Origin of the sequence: Streptomyces sp. NPDC051976 (assembly GCF_040680795.1) — a bacterium.
Classification (GTDB): Bacteria; Actinomycetota; Actinomycetes; order Streptomycetales; family Streptomycetaceae; genus Actinacidiphila.
This window is the reverse complement of the sequence record NZ_JBFAXL010000004.1, coordinates 71,672-92,111: the sequence shown is the minus strand read 5'-3', so window position 1 is coordinate 92,111 and position 20,440 is coordinate 71,672. Positions and strand designations below refer to the sequence as shown.

Genomic DNA, 20,440 nt, shown 5'->3' with positions numbered 1-20,440 from the left:
TAGCGCCATACGGTCGACAGAAAACGCGCCAAATTCGTTGCGGCGGGCGGTCATTGGTTTGCGGACGCCGGTGTTCGACTTCCGCTGGTCGGTCGGTTTCCGCTCAGCGGACACCGCGCCCCGCTCACTGGTCCGCTTCCACGCTCTCGCTCGCGGTCCGCCAGACGGTGACGTCGAGCGTGGCGCTCTGGGCGGGCGCACCGGGCGTGGCCAGGGCGCGGAAGGTGACCAGCGCGGTGGTCCCGTCCATCGCCCGGACGCAGATCCTGGACCCGGCGGAGACCGATTTCCGCGGTACCGACGCCTGTTCGCGCGCCGCGGCACGGCATGCGGCGAGGGTGCCGGGCCGGCCGGGTTCCAGCAGTGCGAGGGTGCCGCGGTTCACGTCGGTGGCGAAGGCGTCCGCCTCCGGGGTGAAGCCGAAGACGCCGCTGAAGGTGCCGGGACGTACGACGGGCGGGGTCTCGGCGAGCGACAGGCCGTATCCGGCGGGGAGGCGTATCGCCGGGTAGACGCTGCCGGGCGCCGATCCGGGTATGCCGGTGGGGTCGGGGGACAACGTCACCGTGGCCGACGGGTCCCCGGGATCGGTGGGGGCCGCGGGGCCGGTCGAGCCGGTGGGGTCCGTCGAGGGCCCGGGGGCCGTTCCGCCGGGCCCGTCCGCGGGCGCGGTCGCCGTGGGGCGCGCGCCGACCGCCTTGTCGTTCCCGGCGCCCGGCCGGGTGCCGCTGTCGCCGAAGCCGCCCGCGAGGGCGAACCCGGCCGTGACCACGACGGCCAGCACACCGATCGCGGCCACGACGCCGGGCGCCCGCCGCCCCACGTGCGGACGGTGCAGCGGGCGGTGCAGCGGCAGATGGACCGGAAGATGCCGGGGCGCGTGCGGGACACCCGGGCGCGCCCAGCCGTAGTGCAGCGCGCCGGGGTGCTGTCCGGGGAGCGGGGGCACGGGCGGGACCGGGGGCGCGGGCGGTGGCATCGCCGGGACGATCGCGGCGAGCAGGGCGGGCGGCAGCCAGCGGTCGGCGCGGCGGCGGGAGGCATCGGGCGCGGCCTGCGCGCACATGGCGATGATCTGCGCCGGGGAGGGCCGCAGCGCCGGGTCCTTGATCAGGCAGCGGGTGACGATCTCCCGCAGCTCGCCCGGGAGTTCGGACAGGTCGGGCTCCTCCTGCTGGACCCGGGACCTGACGGTGTCGAGCGGTCCGCCGCCGAAGGGCGCGGCGCCGATGGAGGCGTACGCGGCTATCTGGCCGAGCGCGAACACGTCCGTGGGCGGGCCGCTCGGCCTGCCCGCGGCCTGCTCGGGCGCCAGGAAGACGGGGGCGTCGCCGCCGGGCGCGCCGCCACCCGGAACCGCGGACAGCAGCGAGGCGAGACCGTAGTCCTTGACGCGTGGCCCGTCGGCGGCCAGCAGCACCTGGGCGGGGGCGAGGCCGCCGTGGACGACGCCCGCGTGGTGGATGGTCCGCAGTGCCTCCGCGATCCCCGCCACCAGCCGCAGCACGCTCGGCACGGGCAGCGGCCCGGCGGTGCCCACCGCCTCGTCCAGCGCGAGGCCGGGCACGTACGCGGACGCCAGCCACGGCCGCTCCCCGTCGGTGCCGCTGTCGACGACCGGAACCGTGTACGGCCCGTGCACCCGTCGCAGCGCCTGCGTCTCGTGCGCGAACCGGCCGGTGAAACCTTCCGCCGCCGCCAGCTCGGGACCGATCACCCGCAGCGCGACGGGCAGCCCGCCGGGGGCGTGCGCCAGATACACCCGCGTGGGCGGGGGCGCCGCGGCCGTATCCGCGGCCGTATCCGCCACCTTCGGGCCCACTCCCGGTGCGCCCAGCCGGGCGCTGATCCGGTAGGCGGAGAGCGCCACGGGGTCGTCCGGTGTCAGCGGCTGGAAGACCGGTCGCTGGAAGACCGGCCCGGTGTGCTGAACGCCCATCAGTCCCCGTTTCTCCCTGGCAACCGCCCCTCCCGGCAGTCGGCCCGACGATACCGGAACACGCCGTGCCGCCCGTCCCCGTTCCGTCGCGCACGACCACGCGGTATGCAGGAGCCATGGAGACAAAAGGCGAGGTTGCCGGAGTTCTGCTGGCCGCGGGCGGCGGGCGGCGGCTGGGCGGGCGGCCCAAGGCGCTGCTGACGTACGAGGGCCGCCCCCTGGTCGAGCATGCGCTACGGGCGCTGCGGGACGGCGGCTGCGGGCCGGTGCACGTGGTGCTGGGCGCGGCGGCGGACGAGGTACGGGAGCGCGCCGACCTGTCCGGCTGCGTGATCGTGGACAACCCGCGGTGGGAGGAGGGCATGGGCTCGTCGCTGCGCGCGGCCCTCGCCTCGCTGGCCGCCGCCGAGCGGCCGTCCGCGGCGGCGCTGATCGGTCTGGTCGACCAGCCGGGGGTGGGCGCGGCGGCGGTCGCCCGGGTGCTGGCGGCGGCCGGGACGGGCGACGCGCTGGTGTCGGGTCTGGCCTCGGCGGTGTACGGCGGCCACCGCGGGCATCCGGTACTCATCGGGGCGGCCCGCTGGGCGGGCGTCGCGGGCAGTGCCACCGAGGACCGCGGGGCCCGTGCGTACCTGCGGGAACACTCCGAGCAGACGATCCTGGTGGAGTGCGGTGACATCGGCGACCCCGCCGATATCGACACCCCCGCTGACCTGCGGCTTCTGGAAGCCCCTGCACCGCGTGCCACAAAACGTTGAACTTCCGCACTGTGAAAACTATGCTCCACCTTGCAGAAGCGCCCGTTCCACGGACCGACCCGGCATCGCGTGCCACCCTTCGCCCCTCCCGGCGAGGACGGCACTTCCAGCCGGCCCGGCGGACGCCAGGCACCCTTTGCTCTCTGGAGGAGTGACAAGCATGTCCGCATCAGCGCCGTCTCCGGCCGTCGTCAGCGAGGCCGCCGGGCCCGTCCCCCGCGAGGAGGTGGTGCTGACCCCGGAGGCCCTCGCCTTCGTCGGTGAGCTGCACCGCCGCTTCGCGCCCCGCCGCGCCGAGCTGCTGGCCCGCCGCCGGGCCCGGCGCGCGGAGATCGCCCGTACCGCCTCGCTCGACTTCCTCCCGGAGACCGCGCACATCCGCGACGGCGACTGGCGGGTCGCCGCCGCGCCGCCCGCGCTGGAGGACCGCCGGGTGGAGATCACCGGCCCCACCGACCGCAAGATGGCCATCAACGCGCTGAACTCCGGCGCCCGCATCTGGCTCGCCGACTTCGAGGACGCCTCCGCCCCCACCTGGGAGAACGTCATCGGCGGGCAGATCAACATGATCGACGCCTACCGCCGCCGGATCGACTTCACCTCGCGCGAGGGCAAGACGTACGCCCTCAAGGACGCCGCGGAACTGGCCACCGTCGTGATGCGCCCGCGCGGCTGGCACCTCGACGAGCGGCACCTCACGGTCGACGGCGAGCCCGTCCCCGGCGGTCTGGCCGACTTCGGCCTGTACTTCTTCCACAACGCGCAGCGGCTGATCGACCTCGGCAAGGGCCCGTACTTCTACCTGCCCAAGACCGAGTCGCACCTCGAAGCGCGGCTGTGGAACGACGTGTTCGTCTTCGCCCAGGACTACGTCGGCATCCCGCAGGGCAGCGTGCGCGCGACCGTGCTGATCGAGACGATCACCGCCGCGTACGAGATGGACGAGATCCTCTACGAACTGCGCGACCACGCCTCCGGGCTCAACGCCGGGCGCTGGGACTACCTCTTCTCGATCGTGAAGAACTTCCGTGACAGCGGCGAGCGGTTCGTCCTGCCGGACCGCAACGCGGTGACGATGACGGCGCCCTTCATGCGTGCCTACACCGAACTGCTGGTCCGCACCTGCCACAAGCGCGGCGCGCACGCGATCGGCGGCATGGCCGCGTTCATCCCCTCGCGGCGCGACGCCGAGGTCAACAAGGTGGCCTTCGAGAAGGTCAAGGCCGACAAGGACCGCGAGGCGGCCGACGGCTTCGACGGTTCCTGGGTCGCCCACCCCGACCTGGTGCCGATCGCCCGCGCCTCCTTCGACGCCGTCCTGGGCGACCGCCCGCACCAGAAGGACCGGCTGCGCGAGGACGTGCACGTCACCGCGCCCGAACTCATCGACATCGCCTCCCTCGACGCCAAGCCCACCTACGAGGGCCTGCGCAACGCCGTCCAGGTCGGCACCCGTTACATCGAGGCGTGGCTGCGCGGCCTGGGCGCGGTGGCGATCTTCAACCTTATGGAGGACGCCGCCACCGCGGAGATCTCCCGCTCCCAGATCTGGCAGTGGATCAACGCGGGCGTCGAGTTCGAGGTCGACGGCCACCCGGTGAAGGCCACCCACGACGTCGTCCTGCGGGTCGCCGACGCCGAACTCGCCGCCATCCGCGAGGAGATCGGCGAGGACGCCTTCGCCGCGGGCAAGTGGGCCGAGGCCCATGAACTCCTGCTGCGCACCGCGCTGGACACCGAGTACGTCGACTTCCTGACGCTCCCGGCGTACGAGCAGCTGGCGGACTGAGCACGGCGTTCCAGCTGGCGTTCCAGCTGGCGTTCCAGCCTGCGGACTGAGCGCGGCGTCCGGCCTGGCAGACTGAGCGCATGATCATCCGAGATGTGGCCGAGGCCGACTGGCGGCAGATCTGGCCGTTCCTGCGCCAGATCTGCCGGGACGGCGAGACGTTCAGCTATCCGACGGACATCTCGGAGGAGCTGGCACGCGACTTCTGGCTGCTGGCGCCGCCGAACCGCACGGTGGTGGCGGTCGACGAGGCCGGTGTCGTCCTGGGGACGGCGAAGATGAACGCCAACCAGATGGGCAACGCCGGCCATGTCGCCAGCGCCAGCTACATGGTCGACCCGGCGCACTCCGGCAAGGGGGTGGGCCGGGCCCTGTGCGAGGAGTCGCTGCGCTGGGCGAGGGAACGCGGCTTCCGCGCCATGCAGTTCAACGCCGTCGTGGCCTCCAACACCCACGCCGTGCGGCTCTACGAGTCACTGGGCTTCCGGGTCGTGGGCACGATCCCCGAGGGCTTCCACCACCCCGCGCTCGGGTATGTCGGACTGCACATCATGCACCGCGCGCTGTGAGCGGCGGCCCACCGGGCTCTGCGTCGCGGCCGAAGCAGCTCTCCAGCGTGTCGAGGTCGTAGAACGTGCTGCCTTTGGAGATCGGGTGGCAGGCGGCCTTGAAGGCCGTCTCCTTCTCGTTGTAGAGCATGCGCACCAGGTAGCGGCCGTTCTTCTCGAAGACGTCCCACTGGATATTCGCGCCGAGCGGGGCGACCGAGGCGCCGCGCCAGGCGTTGTCGGCGTACGTGTACGGCTGGTCCGGCGTCGCGGCCTTCGTGCTGCCGGGCAGGCCCATCAGGGCCGCGAGCGGGATGATCTCCTCGGCGTGGGTGAAGCGGAGTTCGGCGCCGAGATCGCCGGTCCCGGCCCGCACCGCCTCGACCTGCTGGAAGAGGTCGTCGAGGAGGACACCGGCCATCTTGTACGTGATGTCGCTGTCGGCGAAGCCCGGGCCCTTCTCGTAGAAGTCCTCGACGTCGCTCAGGTAGCCGAACCACGAGGCGTCGCGGCGCGAGAGGAAGCGGTCCATTCCCCAGCCCCGGCCGCCGGGGCTCTCCTCGCTCATCGCGGGGGCGATCGCGTACAGGTTGTAGACGGCCTGGGCGGCGGCGACCTGGTCGGGGATCTGCTGGACGAAGGCGTCCTTGAAGATCCTGCGCAGGACGCCGGCGGCGGCCTGATGCGTACGGGGCTGGTCGGTGAGGCTTGTGAGCGTCCGCGCCAGTCGCTGGTCGTTGGCGATGTAGTCGCGGTACGCGGCGCCGCCGGGCGCCTTGTGGAAGTAGAGCAGGTCCTTGTCGGTGCGGGTCGCGCCAATCAGCGGCTTCAGGGCCGGGTCGGTGTCGCCCAGGGCTCCCGCGTACAGGTTGGCGCTGTCCACGGCCCGGCCCTGCCCGGAGCTCACGACGTCGATCTTCTCGCCGTCCCGCGCGATCCGCGCGAACAGCCCTGGCAGCCGCTGCTGCATCCTTCGAGCGGTCGACCGCATCTCCTGCTGCCCGCGCGCACTCAGGTTCCCGTAGCCCACCGTGGCCATCGCGTCCTGCAGCGCCCGCGCCTTCGGCCCGAACTCCTCACCGATACGGGTGAGTTGCCCCTGCGCCTCGGCCTTGTCCCACAGCGGCAGGAGGAGATCCCCGTCCCCGCTGTCGGTGGCCGCACGCGAGCCGTGCCGCGAGACGTTCTCGGTGAACACCGGCGCGAACCCTGCCGGCGGCCGCTGATACGTCCGCGGGTTCTGCCCGGGCGCGTACGTCGCCTTGGTGCCGTAACTGTCGTCATGCGTGCGCGTGTCCGCGGCCTGCGCGGGCACCGCCGCGACCAGCACAGCACACAGCGCGAGGGCGAAACCGATCCTCTTCATCCCCCGATCCTCAACGCCCTCCGTAAACCCCCGGAAACCACGAGGTGACCCCCACACACCGCCTCAACCCCCCAACGCCCCTTCGGACCCGGCCCCCGCCCCCGCCTCCGCCTTGGTCGGCACCGGGACCTGGTTGAACGCGTAGTACACGGCGAGCAGTCCGTGCACCGCCAGCGTCAACGGCGCCGACACAAAGGCCAGGCCCACCGTGATGGGGTACACGACCGTGCCGAGCGCGAACCGCGCCCTCGTCGCACGGGCCGCCTCCACGTCCACCTCGTCGGCGAAGAGATGACCCGTGCGGGTGAGATGCCACCACATGCCCTGGAACACCAGCGCGTGGAACACCATGAACATGCCGTACACGGCAAGCGCGATCTTCGCCGCGTGCCCCTCCCGCAGATACGCGGCCACCACCGCGGCGGGCCACGGCAGCGCCGCCACACCCATCAGCAGCACCAGGTTGAGGAACAACAGCGTCCGGTCCACCCGGGCGATCACCTGGAAGACCGTGTGGTGGTTGACCCACATCACGCCGATGATCAAGAACGTCACGGCGTAGGCGGCGTACGACGGCCACATCTCTCCGAGCGCGGACCACAGGTCGTTACCGGCATCGTGCGGCACCTTGATCTCCAGCACGAGCAGCGTGATCGCGATCGCGAACACCCCGTCGCTGAAAGCCTCGACTCTTCCCGACTCGTTCATTCGTGTCCCCCGTGTGGGCAAGCTCTGCGACGCCCACCGCACCCCGGCAGGCAGACGCGCAGGGTACGCAGTCGGACCACGTCGAAGGGTGCCGCTGGGATCGCTTCCGTCGATCGCGACGGGACGAGCGGCGACCGCCAGTGTAAGCGGTTCTGGATCACAATCGGCTTGCTGAAATGGCGTGGGCTGTGCGAGAGAGGCTGTCCAGGAGGGCTTTGCCCTTGGCTGCGGTGGCCAGGGGCGCTGACCGGGACGGTGGGGGCGCGTTCGGAAGGCTCAGCCGAACCGCCGACCTCGCTTCATGCGTACGGCAAGGCGCCAAGCGCCATAGCGAACAGCATTCAATGACCACAACGACAGCCAGTACACGGAGAAGCTCACCGAGAACCAGATCGCACCGCTGAGAATCTTACCGGCGGCAGCCGATGGCGGAGTTTTCAACGCCCAGACGAAAATCAGGGCAGCGACAATCGGAAAAGCCATGGGCGCACACGCCGCCAGCACCTTCCATATCCGGCCGCCGCGCATGACCAGCCGCTCGAAGCCAAAAGCGAAAGGGAAGATAACAATGCTGACGACAAACCCCGCACCAACGGCAAGCAGAAGGGCCTTGGCATAGTCGCTGGCGATCAAGTCCCCGTCGATGAAGAAGACGGCCACGATCGGGAGGCTGACGACCATGAACGCCATCGTGATGAATGCTGTCGTCATGGCGATGGAGAGTGAGTGCCGAAGGACCACCCATCGCCGGGAATAGGGGTTGTAGACAGGAAGGGGGTCGCCGAATGCGCCGGTGGCGCGTGGATCGGTCCGGTAACCGCCAAGCAACATGTTCTCCCTCACGCTGGGTCCCACAGCCCCTGACACCTCCACCCGCCTCCGGGGGCGCTGCGACAGCCCGCGGTTCGGGACGAGATGGTCCCCCGAAAGATGCCTCGGTGGCATCAGGGAAATCACGGAGTCGAACACGTAGTTTCAGGACGTCTGATGCTGGAGGGTCCAGCGGTGGTCCGGAGGCTCCGTCGCCTACCTCGACTAGCGAGCAGATCGACCTTTGAGCTCACCTGACGCGCTGTCACCACGCCGCGGTGGAGCGGCTTTCCGCCCGCCGGACGGGGCGCGGCGGAAGTCGTGGTGTCCGTGTCAGCGCGGTTCCGGCACCGGGAGGAGCGGGGGGTCGGCCAGGGCCGGGGTGGTGGGGGCGGGGTGGCGGCCGAGGTGGTGGAAGGCGAGGTTGAGGGCGACGGCGACCAGGCAGCCGGTGCTGATGCCGGAGTCCAGGACGATCCGCAGATGCGGGTCGAAGTGGGCGTAGAAGTCCGGTGCGATGACCGGGATGATGCCGACGCCGATCGCGGCGGCGATGATCAGCAGGTTGTCGCCGTCCTCCAGGTCCGCCTCGGTCAGCGTCCTGATGCCGCTGGCGGCCACCGTGCCGAAGAGCACCAGACCGGCGCCGCCGAGCACCGGCTGCGGGACCAGGGCGATGACGGACGCCAACACCGGGCACAGGCCGAGCAGGACGAGGATGCCGCCGCCGACGGCGACCACGAAGCGGCTGCGCACCTTGGTGATGGCCACCAGGCCGATGTTCTGAGCGAAGGCGCTGGCCATGAAGCCGTTGAAGACCGGGCTGAGGGCGGAGCCGAGGGCGTCGGCGCGCAGGCCCGCGGCGAGCGTCGCCTCGTCGGCGGGCCGCTCCACGATCTTGCCGAGCGCCAGGATGTCGGCGGTCGACTCGGTCATGCACACCAGCATCACCACGCACATCGACAGGATCGCGGCGATCTGGAATTCGGGGGCGCCGAAGTGGAAGGGCGTCGGGAAGCCGACGAGGTCGGCGTGGCGCAGTTCCCCGAAGTCCGTCTTGCCCATGGGCAGCGCGAGCAGGGTGCCCAGCACCAGCCCGATGAGGATGGCGACTTGCTGCAGGAAGCCGCTGAGCAGCCGTCGTAGGGCGAGCACGATCACCAGCGTGGCGGCGGCCAGCGCGATGTTGGACCGCGAGGCGTAGCCGGGGGCGCTCGCGTTGCCGCCCTGGGCCCAGTTGGCGGCGACCGGCAGCAGGGACAGGCCGATCAGGGTGATCACCGAGCCGGTGACGACGGGCGGGAAGAACCGTACGAGCTTGCAGAAGTACGGGGCGAGCAGGAAGCCGAGGGCGCCCGCGACCATCACGGCCCCGTAGATCGCGGGCAGCGCGTGGCCGGGGGCGGCGGACTTGCCGATGGCCAGCATGGGGGCGACACCGGCGAAGGAGACGCCGTTGACGAAGGGCAGCCGGGCGCCTATGCGCCAGATACCGAGGGTCTGCAGCAGGGTGGCGAGCCCGGCGGTGAAGAGGCTGGCACCCATCAGGAAGGTGATGTCGGCGGTGGACAGTCCGATGCCGGCGCCGACGACCAGCGGTGGGGCCACCACGCCCGCGTACATCGCGGCGACGTGCTGGAGCCCGCTGGTGAGCAGCTTTCCCGGTGGCAGTGACTGGTCGACCGGGTGAGGGCCGACGGGGTGAGTGGTGACCACGGTTCCTCCTGGCGGTTGAACGCGGGGCGTTGGCGCGGCCGCGGTTTCAGGGAGGTGCATGTACGGGTCGAGCGCGAGGGGTGGCGAAGCACGAGGGGTGGCGAAGCACGCGCGGGGTGAGGCGCGGGGGAAGGTGCGGCGCGCGGGGTGGTGGCGCGAGGAGGGAGGCACGAGGAGGGAGGCGTGCCGCCCCCGGGCCGTGGATCCGACCGTGGTCCCACGGTCCGGGGGCGGTGCCGCCGGGACCCGTTCAGGACAGGGCCCGGCTACCGGTCGGGGGCCGTCCCTCCCCGACCGGTTGTCTCAGGGTGTGTCAGTCCAGGCCCGCGATACGGGCCAGGCGGCGTGCCTCACTGCGGGCCTGGCGCGCGATGGCGTCCTCGTCGGCCCGGGTGAGGGTGCTGTTCTCGACCACGGTGACGCCGTTGACCAGCGACAGGGTGATCGGGGCGGCGGCGCCGAAGACCAGCGCGGCGACCGGGTCGGCGATCGAGGAGTGCGCGATGCCGTCGAGCTTCCACAGCACCAGGTCGGCGAGCTTGCCCGCTTCGAGGGAGCCGATCTCGGCGGTACGGCCGAGCACCTGGGCGCCGCCGTAGGTGCCCAGACGCAGCGCCTGGCGGGCGTTGAGCGCCTTCTCACCGCCGCCGAGACGGTTGATGAGCAGGGCGTTGCGCAGCTCGGTGTGGAGTTCACCGGACTCGTTGGACGCGGTGCCGTCCACGCCGAGGCCGACCGGGACCCCGGCGGCGAGCATGTCGGGCACCCGTGCGATCCCGGCGGCGAGCCGGGCGTTGGACGACGGGCAGTGCGCGACACCGGTGCCGGTACGGGCGAAGGCCGCGATGTCGGAGTCGTTCATGTGGACGCAGTGCGCCATCCACACGTCGTCACCGAGCCACCCGGTGGACTCGAAGTAGTCCGTGGGGCCCATGCCGAACAGCTCGTGGCAGAACTTCTCCTCCTCCACCGTCTCGCTGCCGTGGGTGTGCAGCCGCACGCCCTTGCGGCGGGCCAGTACGGCGGCCTCCCGCAGCAGTTCGGTGGAGACCGAGAAGGGGGAGCAGGGCGCGGCGGCGATGTGCAGCATCGAGCCGAACGACGCGTCGTGGTGCCGGTCGATGGCCTCCTCGGTGGCGAGCAGCGCCCCCTCGGTGGTCTCCACGGCGAAGTCCGGCGGCAGCCCGCCGTCGCTCTTGCCGCGGTCCATCGAGCCGCGGGCGGCGGTGAAGCGGACGCCCAGTTCGGCGGCGGCCCGGATCTCGGCGCCGAGCAGGTCGCCGGCGCCGCGCGGGAAGACGTAGTGGTGGTCCATGGCGGTGGTGACGCCGCCGCGGGCCATCATGCCCAGCGAACCGGCGGCCGCCGCGTAGACCATGTCCTCGTCGATCCGCGCCCACGTCGGGTACAGCTCGACCAGCCAGTTGAAGAGGTTGCTGTCCTGCGCCAGGCCCCGGGTGATCCACTGGTAGAAGTGGTGGTGGGTGTTGACCAGGCCGGGGGTGGCCAGATGGCCGGTGCCGTCGACGCGGCGGGTGACACCCTCGAGTCCGGCGGGGGCGGGACCCGCGCCGAGCGACTCGATGACGTTGTCCGCGACCACGATGTGGCCCGAGGCGTACTCGGTGTCGTCGCTGTCGACGGTGGCGACGGCACAGTTCTCGATGACGATGCGCTCAGTCATGGAAGGGCCTTTCAGTCCGTGACCGGGATGCCGGGCTGGACGCCGTCCCGCAGGACCGTGCCCTCGATGAGGCCGTACGGACGGTCGGCCGCCAGGTAGACCTCGTTGTCGTTCTTGAGGCCGAAGGGCTCCAGGTCGACCAGGAAGTGGTGCTTGTTGGGCAGCGAGAGCCGGACCTCGTCCACCTCGGAGCGGCTGTTGATGACCCGCGAGCCCATGGCGTAGAGGGTCTGCTGCAGCGAGAGCGAGTACGTCTCGGCGAACGCCTCCAGCAGGTGGCGGCGGACCTGGTCGTACGACTTCTCCCACTGCGGCGCGCGCTGGTCGTCGCTGGTCCAGTTGAAGCGCCAGCGGGCGGTGACCTCGGTGGCCAGGATGCGGTCGTACGCCTCTTTCAGCGTCGTGTACTTGTCCTTGACGAAGCCCCAGAACTCGGAGTTGGTGGAGTTCATCACGACCAGGTCCTTCAGGCCGGAGATCACCTGCCAGTTCTCGCCGTCGAAGGTGACCTCGGTGGTACGGGTCTCCTGGCCCTTGCGGACGAAGGAGTGCTGGATCTCGTCGGCGCCGATGAAGCGGGAGCTGGCGTCCGAGGCGGCGATCCGCTCCCAGGTGTACTCCTCGATCCGGATCCGCGCGCGGTGGATCGGCTCCTGGCTGGTGACGAAGTGCCGGGCCAGGTGGATGCCGAACTGCTCGGCGGACTCGATGCCGTGTTCCTTCGCGAAGGCGAAGACCGTGTTCTTGGTGGTGTCGGTCGGCAGCACATTGGCGTTGGAGCCGGACAGGTGCACCTCGTCCATGTCGCCGGACAGGGCGACCGAGACGTTCAGGTCCTTGATGTGGTGCGTACCGCCCTCGCGCGTGATCTTCACGACGCGGTTTTCTGCCTTGCCGTACTGGTTCTGGCCGAGATAGGTGGGCATCGGTGCTAGCTCCCTCGGTATACGGAGTAGCCGAACGGATTGAGCAGCAGCGGCACGTGGTAGTGCTCGCCCGGGGTGACGGCGAAGACGATCGCCACCTCCGGGAAGAAAGCTCCGCTGTCCCTTACGCGGGGGGCGTCCTGCTGTGCGTTGGCTTGACGGATGAAGTACGGCTCGACCTCGAACTGGAGCCGTACGTGGGTGGTGCCTTCCGGCAGCGCCGGCAGGTCCTTGCAGCGTCCGTCGCCGTCGGTGGCGGAGACGCCGTGCCCGGTCCAGTCGGCGCCGTGCGAGGCGCGGACCGACAGGTGTACGGCGACGTCCGCCGCGGGGCGGCCGACGCTGGTGTCCAGGATGTGCGTGGACACGGAGGTGTCCGTCATGACGGGTCTCCTTCGGATGCCGCATCCGCTACGGCACCGGGTGCCGCTTCGGGTGCCGCTTCGACGAGGCGGGTGAGCCGGATGCGGTTGATCTTCCCCAGTTCGACCCGGACGATCTCGTGTTCGGTGTCCGTGTCGTTGCCGATCCGCTCTTTGAGTGCGGCCAGCATCTGGTCACCGGTCCGGCCGGTGGCGCAGATCAGGAAGACATGGCCGTGGCGGTCCTGGTAGGCGAGGTTGAGCTGGAGCAGTTCCTCGCGCTGGGACGCGTCGACGCCGCTCTGCTCCCGCTGGGAGGTCGGGTCGCCCGGGGTGGGGCGGCCGATCGGCGGGTGCCCGGCCATCGCCTCGCCGAGGTCGTCGGCGGTGAGCGCCGCCATGGCCGTGTCGCTCGCCGCGAGCAGGTCGTCGAGGCGGGTGTACGGCCGTCCGGCGGCCACCGCGGCGCCCCAGGCCGCACTGGCGCACACCTCGTGCAGCAGTGCGGTCACCGTGGGACCGGCGGCCTCGTTGAACCGGGCAAGGCCCGGCGATGCGCTGGAAGTCACAGTCGCAAGCTAAGAGCCGCCACCACGAAACGTCAACAGTTTGTTGAAAAGTTCAGGTAACAAAGGGGGCCATCAGGGGTGGGCGGCCGCTCACTCGCCCTCGCGCGCCGCGTTCTCCCTGTTCAGGTAGTTGTAGACGGTGAAACGGCTGACACCGAGTGCCGAGGCGACGGTCTCCACGCCGTGCCGCACCGAGAACGCGCCGCGCTCCTCCAGGATGCGTACGACGTTCTGCTTGTCCTTGCGGCCCAGCTCGGGCAGCGACCCGTGGCGGCGTTCGAGGTCGGCCAGCAGGTGGTCGAGCGAGTCGGCCAGATGGGGCAGCCGGACCGCCACCACGTCCTCGCCCTCCCAGCTCAGCACCACGTCGTCACCGCGCGCCTGGTCCGGCGCCACCATCTGCGCACCCATGGCGTCCACCAGCGGCTGGACCGCCGCCGCGAACGGGTGCCCCCCGGCGTCCGTCACTTGCCGCCCTCCCCGGCCCCGTCGGTCCCGTCCGCTGCCTCCGGCACCACGTTCACCTGGAGCGAGACGCGGGTGGCGCCCGCCGCCAGGGTGCGGTGCAGCAGGTCGGCGACGGCCGCGACCACGGTCTGCGTGGAGCCCTCGGCGGTGTTGCCGAACGGGCCGACGTCGACCGCGTCGAGACCGGCGCCCTCGACGACCTCGCGAGCCACCAGCGCGTGCGCGGGCGGTTCGTCGAGGTCGAACGGCTCGGTCGTGAATTCCAGCCTGAGTCTCACCAGGGCCCCTCGGATGACTGCGGGACATCACCGCCGTCCCCCGGGGACGGCTCCGATGTGACCTTAACCGACACCATCTGCGCGCGTACCGCCGCTGCCATCGCCGTGATGCCCGCCTCCAGGGACAGCCGGGGATGCGGACGGAAGCGCGGTGAGTGGTTGGGGGCCAGCGCCGCCAGCCGGTCGGCCGCGGCAGCCCCGGGGGCGCCGCCCGCCGCCTCCGCCCACTGCCGCGGGCCGACCGTGCCGAGCATCCAGTAGCCCAGCCGGACGCCCGGCACTCCGTGCAGGTCGAGGCCGCCGTCGCCGTACAGCGGGAAGTCCTCGGTGGCCATCGACGGCTGCCAGCGGGTCACCCGCTGCGGTCCGAAGGCGGCCAGGTGGGCGTCGCGCAGCGCGGCGGTGAGCCGCGGGTCGGGCGCGGTGACCCGCGACCGGGACAGCTCCCTGATGTCGGGCGCGGGCGGCAGCGGGTCGGGGGAGGCGGCCGACTCGGCGGCGGCGATCCGCCGGACCGCGGCCGTCGCCCGCTCCAGCGCCGCCTCGGAGAAGGCCCGCACCGTCACCTGGAGGGTGGCGGACTCCGGGATGACGTTCCCGGGGCCGCCCGCCCGTACCGAGCCGACGGTGACCACCAGCGGCTCGGCGGGGCTGGTCTCACGGGACACGACGGTCTGCAGCCGCAGCACCACGGCGGCCGCGGTGACCACCGGGTCGGCGGCGAGCTGCGGCGCGGAGGCGTGCCCGCCGCGGCCGTGCAGCACCACCTCCAACGTCACGCTGCCCGCCAGCAGCGGCCCGTCCGCGTGCGCGACCATGCCCGCGGGCAGCGGCGCGGTGTGCTGCGCCAGCACCACCGAGGGGGTCGGGAAGCGGCGGTAGAGGCCGTCGGCGAGCATGGCGGCGGCCCCGGTCAGCGTCTCCTCCGCGGGCTGCCCGACCACCACCAGCGTGCCGCGCCACTCCCCCGCCGCCGCCGCGAGCACCTGGACGGCGCCGGCCACACAGGCCATGTGCACATCGTGGCCGCAGGCGTGCATGACGGGCACCGGGGCGCCGTCGGGCCCCGGCGCGGTGGCGGTGCTGGCGTACGGCAGGCCGGTGTCCTCGCGTACCGGCAGCGCGTCCAGCTCCGCGCGGACCATCACCACGGGGCCCGGCCCGTTGCGCAGCACGCCGACCACACCGTGGCCGCCGATCCCCCGCTCGACGGTGAGGCCCGCCGTGGTGAGGGCCGCGGCGAACCGGGCGGCGGTGCGCTCCTCGGCACCGGAAAGCTCCGGATCGCGGTGCAGCGCCACATACAGCTCGGCTGCGGCCCCGAGCGCGGCCACGACGGGCGGCGGAGTCCTGGGCGCGGCCCGCGGGTGCGGCTGCGCCGGTACGGTCTGCCCGGTCGGCGCGGTCATCGCGCGCTCCCTTCGGTACGGGACGGCTTGAGGTGTGCGCGACAGCGGGATGACAGCGGGTGGCAGGCGGATGTGCCAGCGGACGCGCGTAGAACAGGACTGTCGGCCCGTCGCGGGCCGCCCGCGTCCCCCCGAGAGAAGGAGTCATCATGGCTGACATCACCAAGATGGACACGAGTCTCGCCTCCCTGGCCCAGGAGATCCTGGAGCTGGAGTCGGAGACCTTCGAGATCACCGACTACTCGGACGCCAGCGAGGTCATGCTCGGCTCGTCGACGAGCTGCTCGAGCACCAGCACCTGCTCCAGCACCACGAGCACCACGAGCTGCACCGCCTGACGCCTCGGCGCCTGCGGGATCCGCGGACCACGGCACCGCCGGTCCGCGGATCTCGCGCGTTCCCGCCCGGGCGCAGGTGTCCGCCCGGGCGCAGGTGCCCGCCCGGGCGTCCGGCGTCGTCACGGGAACGGGTGCGGCACCCGGCGCACCTCGTCCTCGCGCAGGTCGTCCGGGCGCAGCCCGCCCCGCCGCGGCGCGGTCCGCAGCCGAGGCATGGTCAGCGCCCGCTGGCGCGGCCACCCGAAGTCGATGGGCAGCAGTCCCGGCGCGATCGTGCAGACCGTCCGCAGCCCCATCCGCAGCTGCTCCGGCGTGGTCTGGTCGACGACGATCACCTCGCACCCGGCCCGCGCCAGCTCGTCGCGGCACCACAGCACGTCGTCCAGCAGGTCCAGGCCCCGCGGCCGCAGCCGCTCCCAGCCGTCCCGGTGGGCGGGACCGGCGGTCGCGGAGCCGGTGTCCCCCGGGCTCCCGTAGATCTCCGCCATCGACCGCACCGCGACCGGTTCCAGATAGCTGCCCACATGGCCGGTCATCCGCGGCAGCCCGAACAGCGCGGCGTGGTCGGGCAGTCGGCGTACCAGCGAGAAGTCCTCGGCCATCGCGGCCAGTTCGGCCGGGCGCTCGGCCACCTGGCGGGGCAGGTGCGGAAGGTAGGTGAGGATCTCGGAGACCGCCGACTCCACCGCCGTCTCCGGGTCGAAGGCGGCGCCCGCGGCGAAGGCCAGCGTGCCGGGGCCGCCGTCGCGGCGCACCGCGAGGCCCGTGACCACGGGCACCGCGAGGTCGATGCGGTTGTCGAAGGCGTGAACGTCGTAGCCGCAGAGCGCGGCGCGGTCGGTCATCGCCCGCAGCACCGGGCTGCGGCAGGAGCCGAGGTCGATCTCGGTCAGCCGGGCGTCGCCGTACCAGCCGAGCAGGAAGGCGTCCCGCTCGATGAGTTCGAGCAGACCGAAGAGGACGGCCTCCTCCAGACAGCTGCCGATCGCGCAGCCGTTGGAGCACTCGAAGACGAAGTGGTCGGCGGCGGTGCCCGCGCTGTAGTAGACGAGCCGGGCCGGGACCAGGACCGGGCGGCCGTCGCCCAGTGACCAGCCCTGTACCCACGGGATGGGCCGCGCCGGGTCGAAGGGCGCGATCATCGGGTCGTCGCGGTACGTCTCGGGGGCGTACACACCGCACGCGCGCGGGTCGAGCGCCGCGTCGCCGAGGTCGTCGTACGCGGCGGTCAGCAGCCCGTCCCTACGGCGGCGGTGCGTGCCCGCGTAGCGTTCGAGCCCTTCGAGGAAGGCCAGATCCCGGCTGCTCGCGAAGGAGTTGGACTGACCGCTCCAGGTGACGTCGGTCAGTCCCGCGTAGCCGCGCATGAAGACGCTGCCCGCGACCGGCGCCGTCGTCGGCGAGGTGACATCGCTCCAGGTGCCCGCGCCGAGCACCCCGCACACCGGGTTGGCGAGCGCGGCGGTCGGCAGCTCGTAGGAGGCGGGGGTGCGCAGCCGGTAGCCGTCGGGCGCGTGCTTGGTCCTGGACTCCAGCCGCGGCGGCCGGTCCTCGTCCTCCGCCGCGGCCGTGTTGTGCGGGCACAGCGGATCGGCGAGCAGCGGTACGGTCCCCACCCGGCCGGTCTCCAGGTCCAGCCGGGTGACCCGGGGCAGCCCGTCGGGGCTCTTGCCGTCGGGGCTCTTGCCGTCGGCGCGGGACCGCTCGGCGCCCAGCACCAGCAGGCACAGCGACCACGCGGCGTCCACCGTCCAGTCCGGCAGCACCGGCCACCGCCCCGCGGCCGACCGGGCCAGTCCGGTCTCCAGCGCCTCGCGCTCGGTACGGGTGCGCAGCCGCTGCCAGCGGATGGCCAGGCAGCAGCCGCAGGCCGGCGCGGCGTCCGGCGACCCGCCCCACGGGCCGACCAGCACGGCGTCGGCGGTGAGATGGACGGTGGCGCCGGCCCGGAGCGCCGCGGGGTCGCTGGCGGAGGACGACTCACCGCCGGACGGGTGCTCGCCGCCGGAGGTGGGCTCGCCCAGGACGTCGGCGGCGCCGATGACCGCGACCCGTGGCGCGGGGGCGGCGTCGCGGGCCGCGCGCCGCGCCAGCCGCCGCTCCAGGTCGCGGCCCGCCGCCTCCAGCGGTGCCTGCTCGGGTACGGGCGCCGGGCGCACCGCGGTGTCGAGGGTCATGTCCGGTTGCTCCAGCGGAAGGTGCGGGCCGCGATCAGCCCGAAGACGAGGGTGAAGGCGGCGAGCCCCGCGCAGTCCGTGGCCAGCGAGCCGATGCCGCCGCGTCCGGCGAGGATGTTGGTCAGCCCGTGGTCGAGATAGCGCAGCGGCAGCACCCACGACAGCGTCTGGATCCAGCCGGGCAGCAGGTCGGCCGGGTAGAACGCGCCGGACAGGAACGCCATCGGCACCATCACGCAGTTGGCGATCGCGGCGACCGCCTCCGGGGTGTCCGCGAGGCTGCCGACGACCAGTCCCATCGCCAGGAACGCGGCCACGCCGAAGACCAGCAGCGGCAGCGCCAGCGGCCAACTCCCCGACAGGTGCAGGCCGAAGAAGGGCAGCAGCGCCACCGCGGTGAAGAGCACCGCCTGCGCGATGCCGACCACCACGGCGACCGCGAACCGCGAACCGAGCACCGTGGGAAGGGGTGTCGGGGTCCGCCAGATCAGCCGCAGGATGTCGTCGCGCCGCCAGTGCATCATCGCGAACGCGGGCCCGAAGAGCGCCGCGTTGCCCACACCCCAGGACAGCACACCGGGCGCCACGTAATTGATGTACGCCAGACCGCCGTTGACCGACTGGCCGCGGAAGAGCAGGCCGAAGACGACGAGGAAGACCAGCGGGAAGGCGAAGGTGAAGAAGACGGTGGTGCGGTCCCGTACGGACGCCAGGTAGGTGGCCCGGGTCAGGGCGGCGTAGGCGCTCATGAGCGGTGCTCCGTTCCGGTCAGCCGCAGATAGGCGTCCTCGAGCGTTGCGGTCCTGGTCTGGATCGCGTCCATGTCGACCATCGAACCGACCTCGACCAGCACCCGGTTGGCGTGCCGGGTCTCGATGACGAGTTCCGCGCCCTCCAGCAGCACCCGGTCGACGCCCTCGATGGCGCGGGCCTGGTCGACGGTGATGCGGTCGGCGGGGATCAGCAGCCGAGCGGGCGCGGCCAGCGAGCGGATCAGCGCTCCGGGGCTGTCGAGGGCGACGACCTTGCCGCCCACGATGATGGCGACCCGGTCGCACAGTGCCTCGGCCTCGTCCAGGTAGTGCGTGGTGTAGACGATGGTCCGGCCCTCGCTGCGCAGTGACCGCAGCACCGACCAGAGCGCCCGGCGGGCCTCCGGGTCGAGGGCGGCGGTCGGTTCGTCCAGGAAGATCAGGTCGGGCTCGTGCACCAGGGCCGTGGCCAGGGCGAGGCGCTGGCGCTGGCCGCCGGACAGGTTGTCCACCCGGCTGCGTGCCTTGTCCTCGAGATCGACCAGTTCCAGCGCGCGCCGGGCCGCCTTCCGGTCCAGGCCGTGCAGCGCGGCCACCGTCTCCAGGTGCTCCCACGCGGTGAGCCGCGTGAAGAACGCCGACGCCTGCGTCTGCACGCCCATCCGCCGCAGCAGCCCGATGTTCCGCGGCCACGGGCTCTCCCCGAACACCGCCACCGTCCCGGCGTCCGCCTTCCGCATCCCCTCCACGATCTCCACGAGCGTCGTCTTCCCGGCCCCGTTCGGCCCGAGCACCCCGAAGAACTCCCCCTGCTCCACGCTCAACGACACCCCGTCGAGCGCCCGCACCTCCCCGTACCGCTTGCTGACTCCGTCCAGCACGACAGCCGGTCCCGGCGGCCCCTTGGGTCCTGTCATCTCGCGTGGCTCCCGTTGAAGAAGTGTGTTGTCTTTGCCGGTCCCGTGGGCGCCCGGGGGCGCGTCCGTGGGCCCGGAGGCGCCGCGGTCCCGCACGGCGGAGGGTGCGGCGTGCGCCGCGGTGGGGGTGGCGGCAGGGCGGCCGTCCGTCACGACGGCCGCAGAGCCAGCGCTGGCCGCGCCCCCTGCGGGGCCGCCTCCTCCGTCGGCAGGCGGTGGTTTGCGGAGGGCAGCTCGGGCGCGCAGGGCCGCGGCGCGCAGGCCCAGGACGCGCAGGATCAGGGCGGCGGCGACCAGGGCGACCGGGAGGTAGGGGGTCCAGGAGGCGTAGCGGGACGGCAGCTCCGCGCGGCAGAGCAGGCCGCCGCCGAGGAGCGCGCCGAGGGCGAGCAGCGCACAGAGTGCCGCGTAGCCGCCGTAGGCGAGCCGCAGGTGGCGCGGGTAGGCGCGCAGTCGGGTGCGGGCGAGGGCCCGCGCTGAAGCGGCGGGAGCTGTGGCCCCCGTCGGGGCGACGGGGGTAGCGGGTCGCGCGAGGGCCGCGGGCCCGGCGGCGCTCGCCCGGCCGGGGCGCGCCAGCGCGGCCGTCATCGCCAGCTTCAGGAAGGTGCGGCTTTCGGTGGCCAGTTGGAGGGTGGAGAGGGTGTAGCCGAGGGCCTTGTAGCCGTCGAGTGGGGGGAGGGGGAGGAGGTTGAGGAGGGCCATGGCGGTGCCGAGGAGGAGGAGGCCGCCGAGGGCGGGGAGGGCTTGGGCGGTGTCGGGGAGGAGGGCCCAGACGGCCCAGAAGGGCAGCAGGAAGAGCAGGTTCATCACGGCGCCCGCGGCCGCGACGGCGACCTGGCGGGCGCGGTGGCCGAGGAACTGGACGTCCTCGACCTCGCAGTAGAGGTACGTCATGAACCCGAAGCGCCGCTGCAGCCCGATCTCCC

Annotated in this window: 19 protein-coding genes; 4 read left to right on the top strand and 15 right to left on the bottom strand. The window is 72.3% G+C overall.

Features of this window, described 5'->3' with window-relative positions; translation table 11 throughout:
* Positions 1–124: 124 nt before the first annotated feature.
* Entirely contained in the window at positions 125–1,939 is a 1,815-nt protein-coding gene (locus AB0M29_RS06140; protein ID WP_365379617.1) for a serine/threonine-protein kinase, read from the bottom strand.
* Between the two features lie 116 nt (positions 1,940–2,055).
* On the opposite strand from AB0M29_RS06140, the gene AB0M29_RS06135 reads away from it, so the two are divergent.
* The 3 genes from AB0M29_RS06135 (at position 2,056) to AB0M29_RS06125 (ending at position 5,055) form a co-directional block, all read left to right on the top strand.
* Positions 2,056–2,697, top strand: coding sequence for an NTP transferase domain-containing protein (locus AB0M29_RS06135; RefSeq protein ID WP_365379615.1), 642 nt, complete (start codon positions 2,056–2,058; stop codon positions 2,695–2,697).
* Positions 2,698–2,857: 160 nt separating this feature from the next.
* Complete coding sequence (gene aceB / locus AB0M29_RS06130) at positions 2,858–4,486, top strand: malate synthase A (protein WP_365379612.1); 1,629 nt, start codon at positions 2,858–2,860, stop codon at positions 4,484–4,486.
* Between the two features lie 80 nt (positions 4,487–4,566).
* Positions 4,567–5,055: a GNAT family N-acetyltransferase gene (locus AB0M29_RS06125; protein ID WP_365379609.1), complete on the top strand. Its 489-nt coding sequence runs from the start codon at positions 4,567–4,569 to the stop codon at positions 5,053–5,055.
* Here AB0M29_RS06125 and AB0M29_RS06120 read toward each other — a convergent pair.
* The 11 genes from AB0M29_RS06120 to AB0M29_RS06070 all read right to left on the bottom strand — a co-directional run bounded on the left by AB0M29_RS06120 (position 5,036) and on the right by AB0M29_RS06070 (position 15,330).
* Complete coding sequence (locus tag AB0M29_RS06120) at positions 5,036–6,400, bottom strand: histidine-type phosphatase (RefSeq protein ID WP_365379606.1); 1,365 nt, start codon at positions 6,398–6,400, stop codon at positions 5,036–5,038. The two genes, AB0M29_RS06125 and AB0M29_RS06120, sit on opposite strands and share 20 nt — an antisense overlap.
* A gap of 63 nt (positions 6,401–6,463) precedes the next feature.
* Positions 6,464–7,108 carry a TMEM175 family protein gene (locus AB0M29_RS06115; protein ID WP_365379603.1) on the bottom strand — a complete coding sequence of 215 codons (645 nt, stop codon included), beginning with the start codon at positions 7,106–7,108 and terminating at the stop codon, positions 6,464–6,466.
* Positions 7,109–7,384: 276 nt separating this feature from the next.
* Entirely contained in the window at positions 7,385–7,951 is a 567-nt protein-coding gene (locus tag AB0M29_RS06110) for a hypothetical protein (protein ID WP_365379601.1), read from the bottom strand.
* A 300-nt stretch (positions 7,952–8,251) separates the two neighbouring features.
* Positions 8,252–9,694, bottom strand: a complete 1,443-nt coding sequence (locus tag AB0M29_RS06105; protein WP_365379598.1) for a nucleobase:cation symporter-2 family protein — start codon at positions 9,692–9,694, stop codon at positions 8,252–8,254.
* A gap of 253 nt (positions 9,695–9,947) precedes the next feature.
* On the bottom strand, positions 9,948–11,318 hold the full coding sequence (locus AB0M29_RS06100) for an 8-oxoguanine deaminase (RefSeq protein WP_365379596.1): 1,371 nt from the start codon (positions 11,316–11,318) through the stop codon (positions 9,948–9,950).
* Between the two features lie 11 nt (positions 11,319–11,329).
* Positions 11,330–12,244: a factor-independent urate hydroxylase gene (gene pucL, locus AB0M29_RS06095; protein ID WP_365379594.1), complete on the bottom strand. Its 915-nt coding sequence runs from the start codon at positions 12,242–12,244 to the stop codon at positions 11,330–11,332.
* A gap of 5 nt (positions 12,245–12,249) precedes the next feature.
* A complete protein-coding gene (gene uraH, locus AB0M29_RS06090) occupies positions 12,250–12,627 on the bottom strand; it encodes a hydroxyisourate hydrolase (protein ID WP_365379591.1) in 378 nt (125 codons plus the stop codon).
* Positions 12,624–13,175, bottom strand: a complete 552-nt coding sequence (uraD, locus tag AB0M29_RS06085) for a 2-oxo-4-hydroxy-4-carboxy-5-ureidoimidazoline decarboxylase (RefSeq protein ID WP_365379589.1) — start codon at positions 13,173–13,175, stop codon at positions 12,624–12,626. The genes uraH and uraD overlap by 4 nt, the downstream gene beginning before the upstream one ends.
* Before the next feature lie 90 nt (positions 13,176–13,265).
* A complete protein-coding gene (locus AB0M29_RS06080) occupies positions 13,266–13,643 on the bottom strand; it encodes a helix-turn-helix domain-containing protein (protein ID WP_365379587.1) in 378 nt (125 codons plus the stop codon).
* A complete protein-coding gene (locus AB0M29_RS06075; RefSeq protein WP_365379584.1) occupies positions 13,640–13,921 on the bottom strand; it encodes a hypothetical protein in 282 nt (93 codons plus the stop codon). Before AB0M29_RS06075 ends, AB0M29_RS06080 begins: the two co-directional genes overlap by 4 nt.
* Positions 13,918–15,330 carry an amidohydrolase gene (locus AB0M29_RS06070; RefSeq protein WP_365379581.1) on the bottom strand — a complete coding sequence of 471 codons (1,413 nt, stop codon included), beginning with the start codon at positions 15,328–15,330 and terminating at the stop codon, positions 13,918–13,920. Before AB0M29_RS06070 ends, AB0M29_RS06075 begins: the two co-directional genes overlap by 4 nt.
* Before the next feature lie 167 nt (positions 15,331–15,497).
* Between AB0M29_RS06070 and AB0M29_RS06065 the strand changes: the two genes are divergently transcribed.
* Positions 15,498–15,668, top strand: coding sequence for a thiazolylpeptide-type bacteriocin (locus tag AB0M29_RS06065; protein WP_365380233.1), 171 nt, complete (start codon positions 15,498–15,500; stop codon positions 15,666–15,668).
* A 119-nt stretch (positions 15,669–15,787) separates the two neighbouring features.
* On the opposite strand, the gene AB0M29_RS06060 is transcribed toward AB0M29_RS06065, so the two are convergent.
* The 3 genes from AB0M29_RS06060 to AB0M29_RS06050 are packed head-to-tail and all read right to left on the bottom strand — an operon-like array spanning position 15,788 to position 19,514.
* On the bottom strand, positions 15,788–17,845 hold the full coding sequence (locus tag AB0M29_RS06060; RefSeq protein WP_365379578.1) for a TOMM precursor leader peptide-binding protein: 2,058 nt from the start codon (positions 17,843–17,845) through the stop codon (positions 15,788–15,790).
* Positions 17,842–18,594, bottom strand: coding sequence for an ABC transporter permease (locus AB0M29_RS06055; protein WP_365379575.1), 753 nt, complete (start codon positions 18,592–18,594; stop codon positions 17,842–17,844). The genes AB0M29_RS06060 and AB0M29_RS06055 overlap by 4 nt, the downstream gene beginning before the upstream one ends.
* Positions 18,591–19,514, bottom strand: a complete 924-nt coding sequence (locus tag AB0M29_RS06050) for an ABC transporter ATP-binding protein (RefSeq protein ID WP_365380230.1) — start codon at positions 19,512–19,514, stop codon at positions 18,591–18,593. The genes AB0M29_RS06055 and AB0M29_RS06050 overlap by 4 nt, the downstream gene beginning before the upstream one ends.
* Positions 19,515–20,440 lie beyond the last annotated feature (926 nt).

Excerpts from the sequence above, each read along its gene's own strand:
- AB0M29_RS06140 (WP_365379617.1), bottom strand. The coding sequence starts at position 1,939 with ATGGGCGTTCAGCACACCGGGCCGGTCTTCCAGCGACCGGTCTTCCAG.
- AB0M29_RS06135 (WP_365379615.1), top strand. The coding sequence starts at position 2,056 with ATGGAGACAAAAGGCGAGGTTGCCGGAGTTCTGCTGGCCGCGGGCGGC.
- aceB (WP_365379612.1), top strand. The coding sequence starts at position 2,858 with ATGTCCGCATCAGCGCCGTCTCCGGCCGTCGTCAGCGAGGCCGCCGGG.
- AB0M29_RS06125 (WP_365379609.1), top strand. The coding sequence starts at position 4,567 with ATGATCATCCGAGATGTGGCCGAGGCCGACTGGCGGCAGATCTGGCCG.
- AB0M29_RS06120 (WP_365379606.1), bottom strand. The coding sequence starts at position 6,400 with ATGAAGAGGATCGGTTTCGCCCTCGCGCTGTGTGCTGTGCTGGTCGCG.
- AB0M29_RS06115 (WP_365379603.1), bottom strand. The coding sequence starts at position 7,108 with ATGAACGAGTCGGGAAGAGTCGAGGCTTTCAGCGACGGGGTGTTCGCG.
- AB0M29_RS06105 (WP_365379598.1), bottom strand. The coding sequence starts at position 9,694 with ATGCACCTCCCTGAAACCGCGGCCGCGCCAACGCCCCGCGTTCAACCG.
- AB0M29_RS06100 (WP_365379596.1), bottom strand. The coding sequence starts at position 11,318 with ATGACTGAGCGCATCGTCATCGAGAACTGTGCCGTCGCCACCGTCGAC.
- pucL (WP_365379594.1), bottom strand. The coding sequence starts at position 12,244 with ATGCCCACCTATCTCGGCCAGAACCAGTACGGCAAGGCAGAAAACCGC.
- uraH (WP_365379591.1), bottom strand. The coding sequence starts at position 12,627 with ATGACGGACACCTCCGTGTCCACGCACATCCTGGACACCAGCGTCGGC.
- AB0M29_RS06070 (WP_365379581.1), bottom strand. The coding sequence starts at position 15,330 with ATGACCGCGCCGACCGGGCAGACCGTACCGGCGCAGCCGCACCCGCGG.
- AB0M29_RS06065 (WP_365380233.1), top strand. The coding sequence starts at position 15,498 with ATGGACACGAGTCTCGCCTCCCTGGCCCAGGAGATCCTGGAGCTGGAG.
- AB0M29_RS06060 (WP_365379578.1), bottom strand. The coding sequence starts at position 17,845 with ATGACCCTCGACACCGCGGTGCGCCCGGCGCCCGTACCCGAGCAGGCA.
- AB0M29_RS06055 (WP_365379575.1), bottom strand. The coding sequence starts at position 18,594 with ATGAGCGCCTACGCCGCCCTGACCCGGGCCACCTACCTGGCGTCCGTA.
- AB0M29_RS06050 (WP_365380230.1), bottom strand. The coding sequence starts at position 19,514 with ATGACAGGACCCAAGGGGCCGCCGGGACCGGCTGTCGTGCTGGACGGA.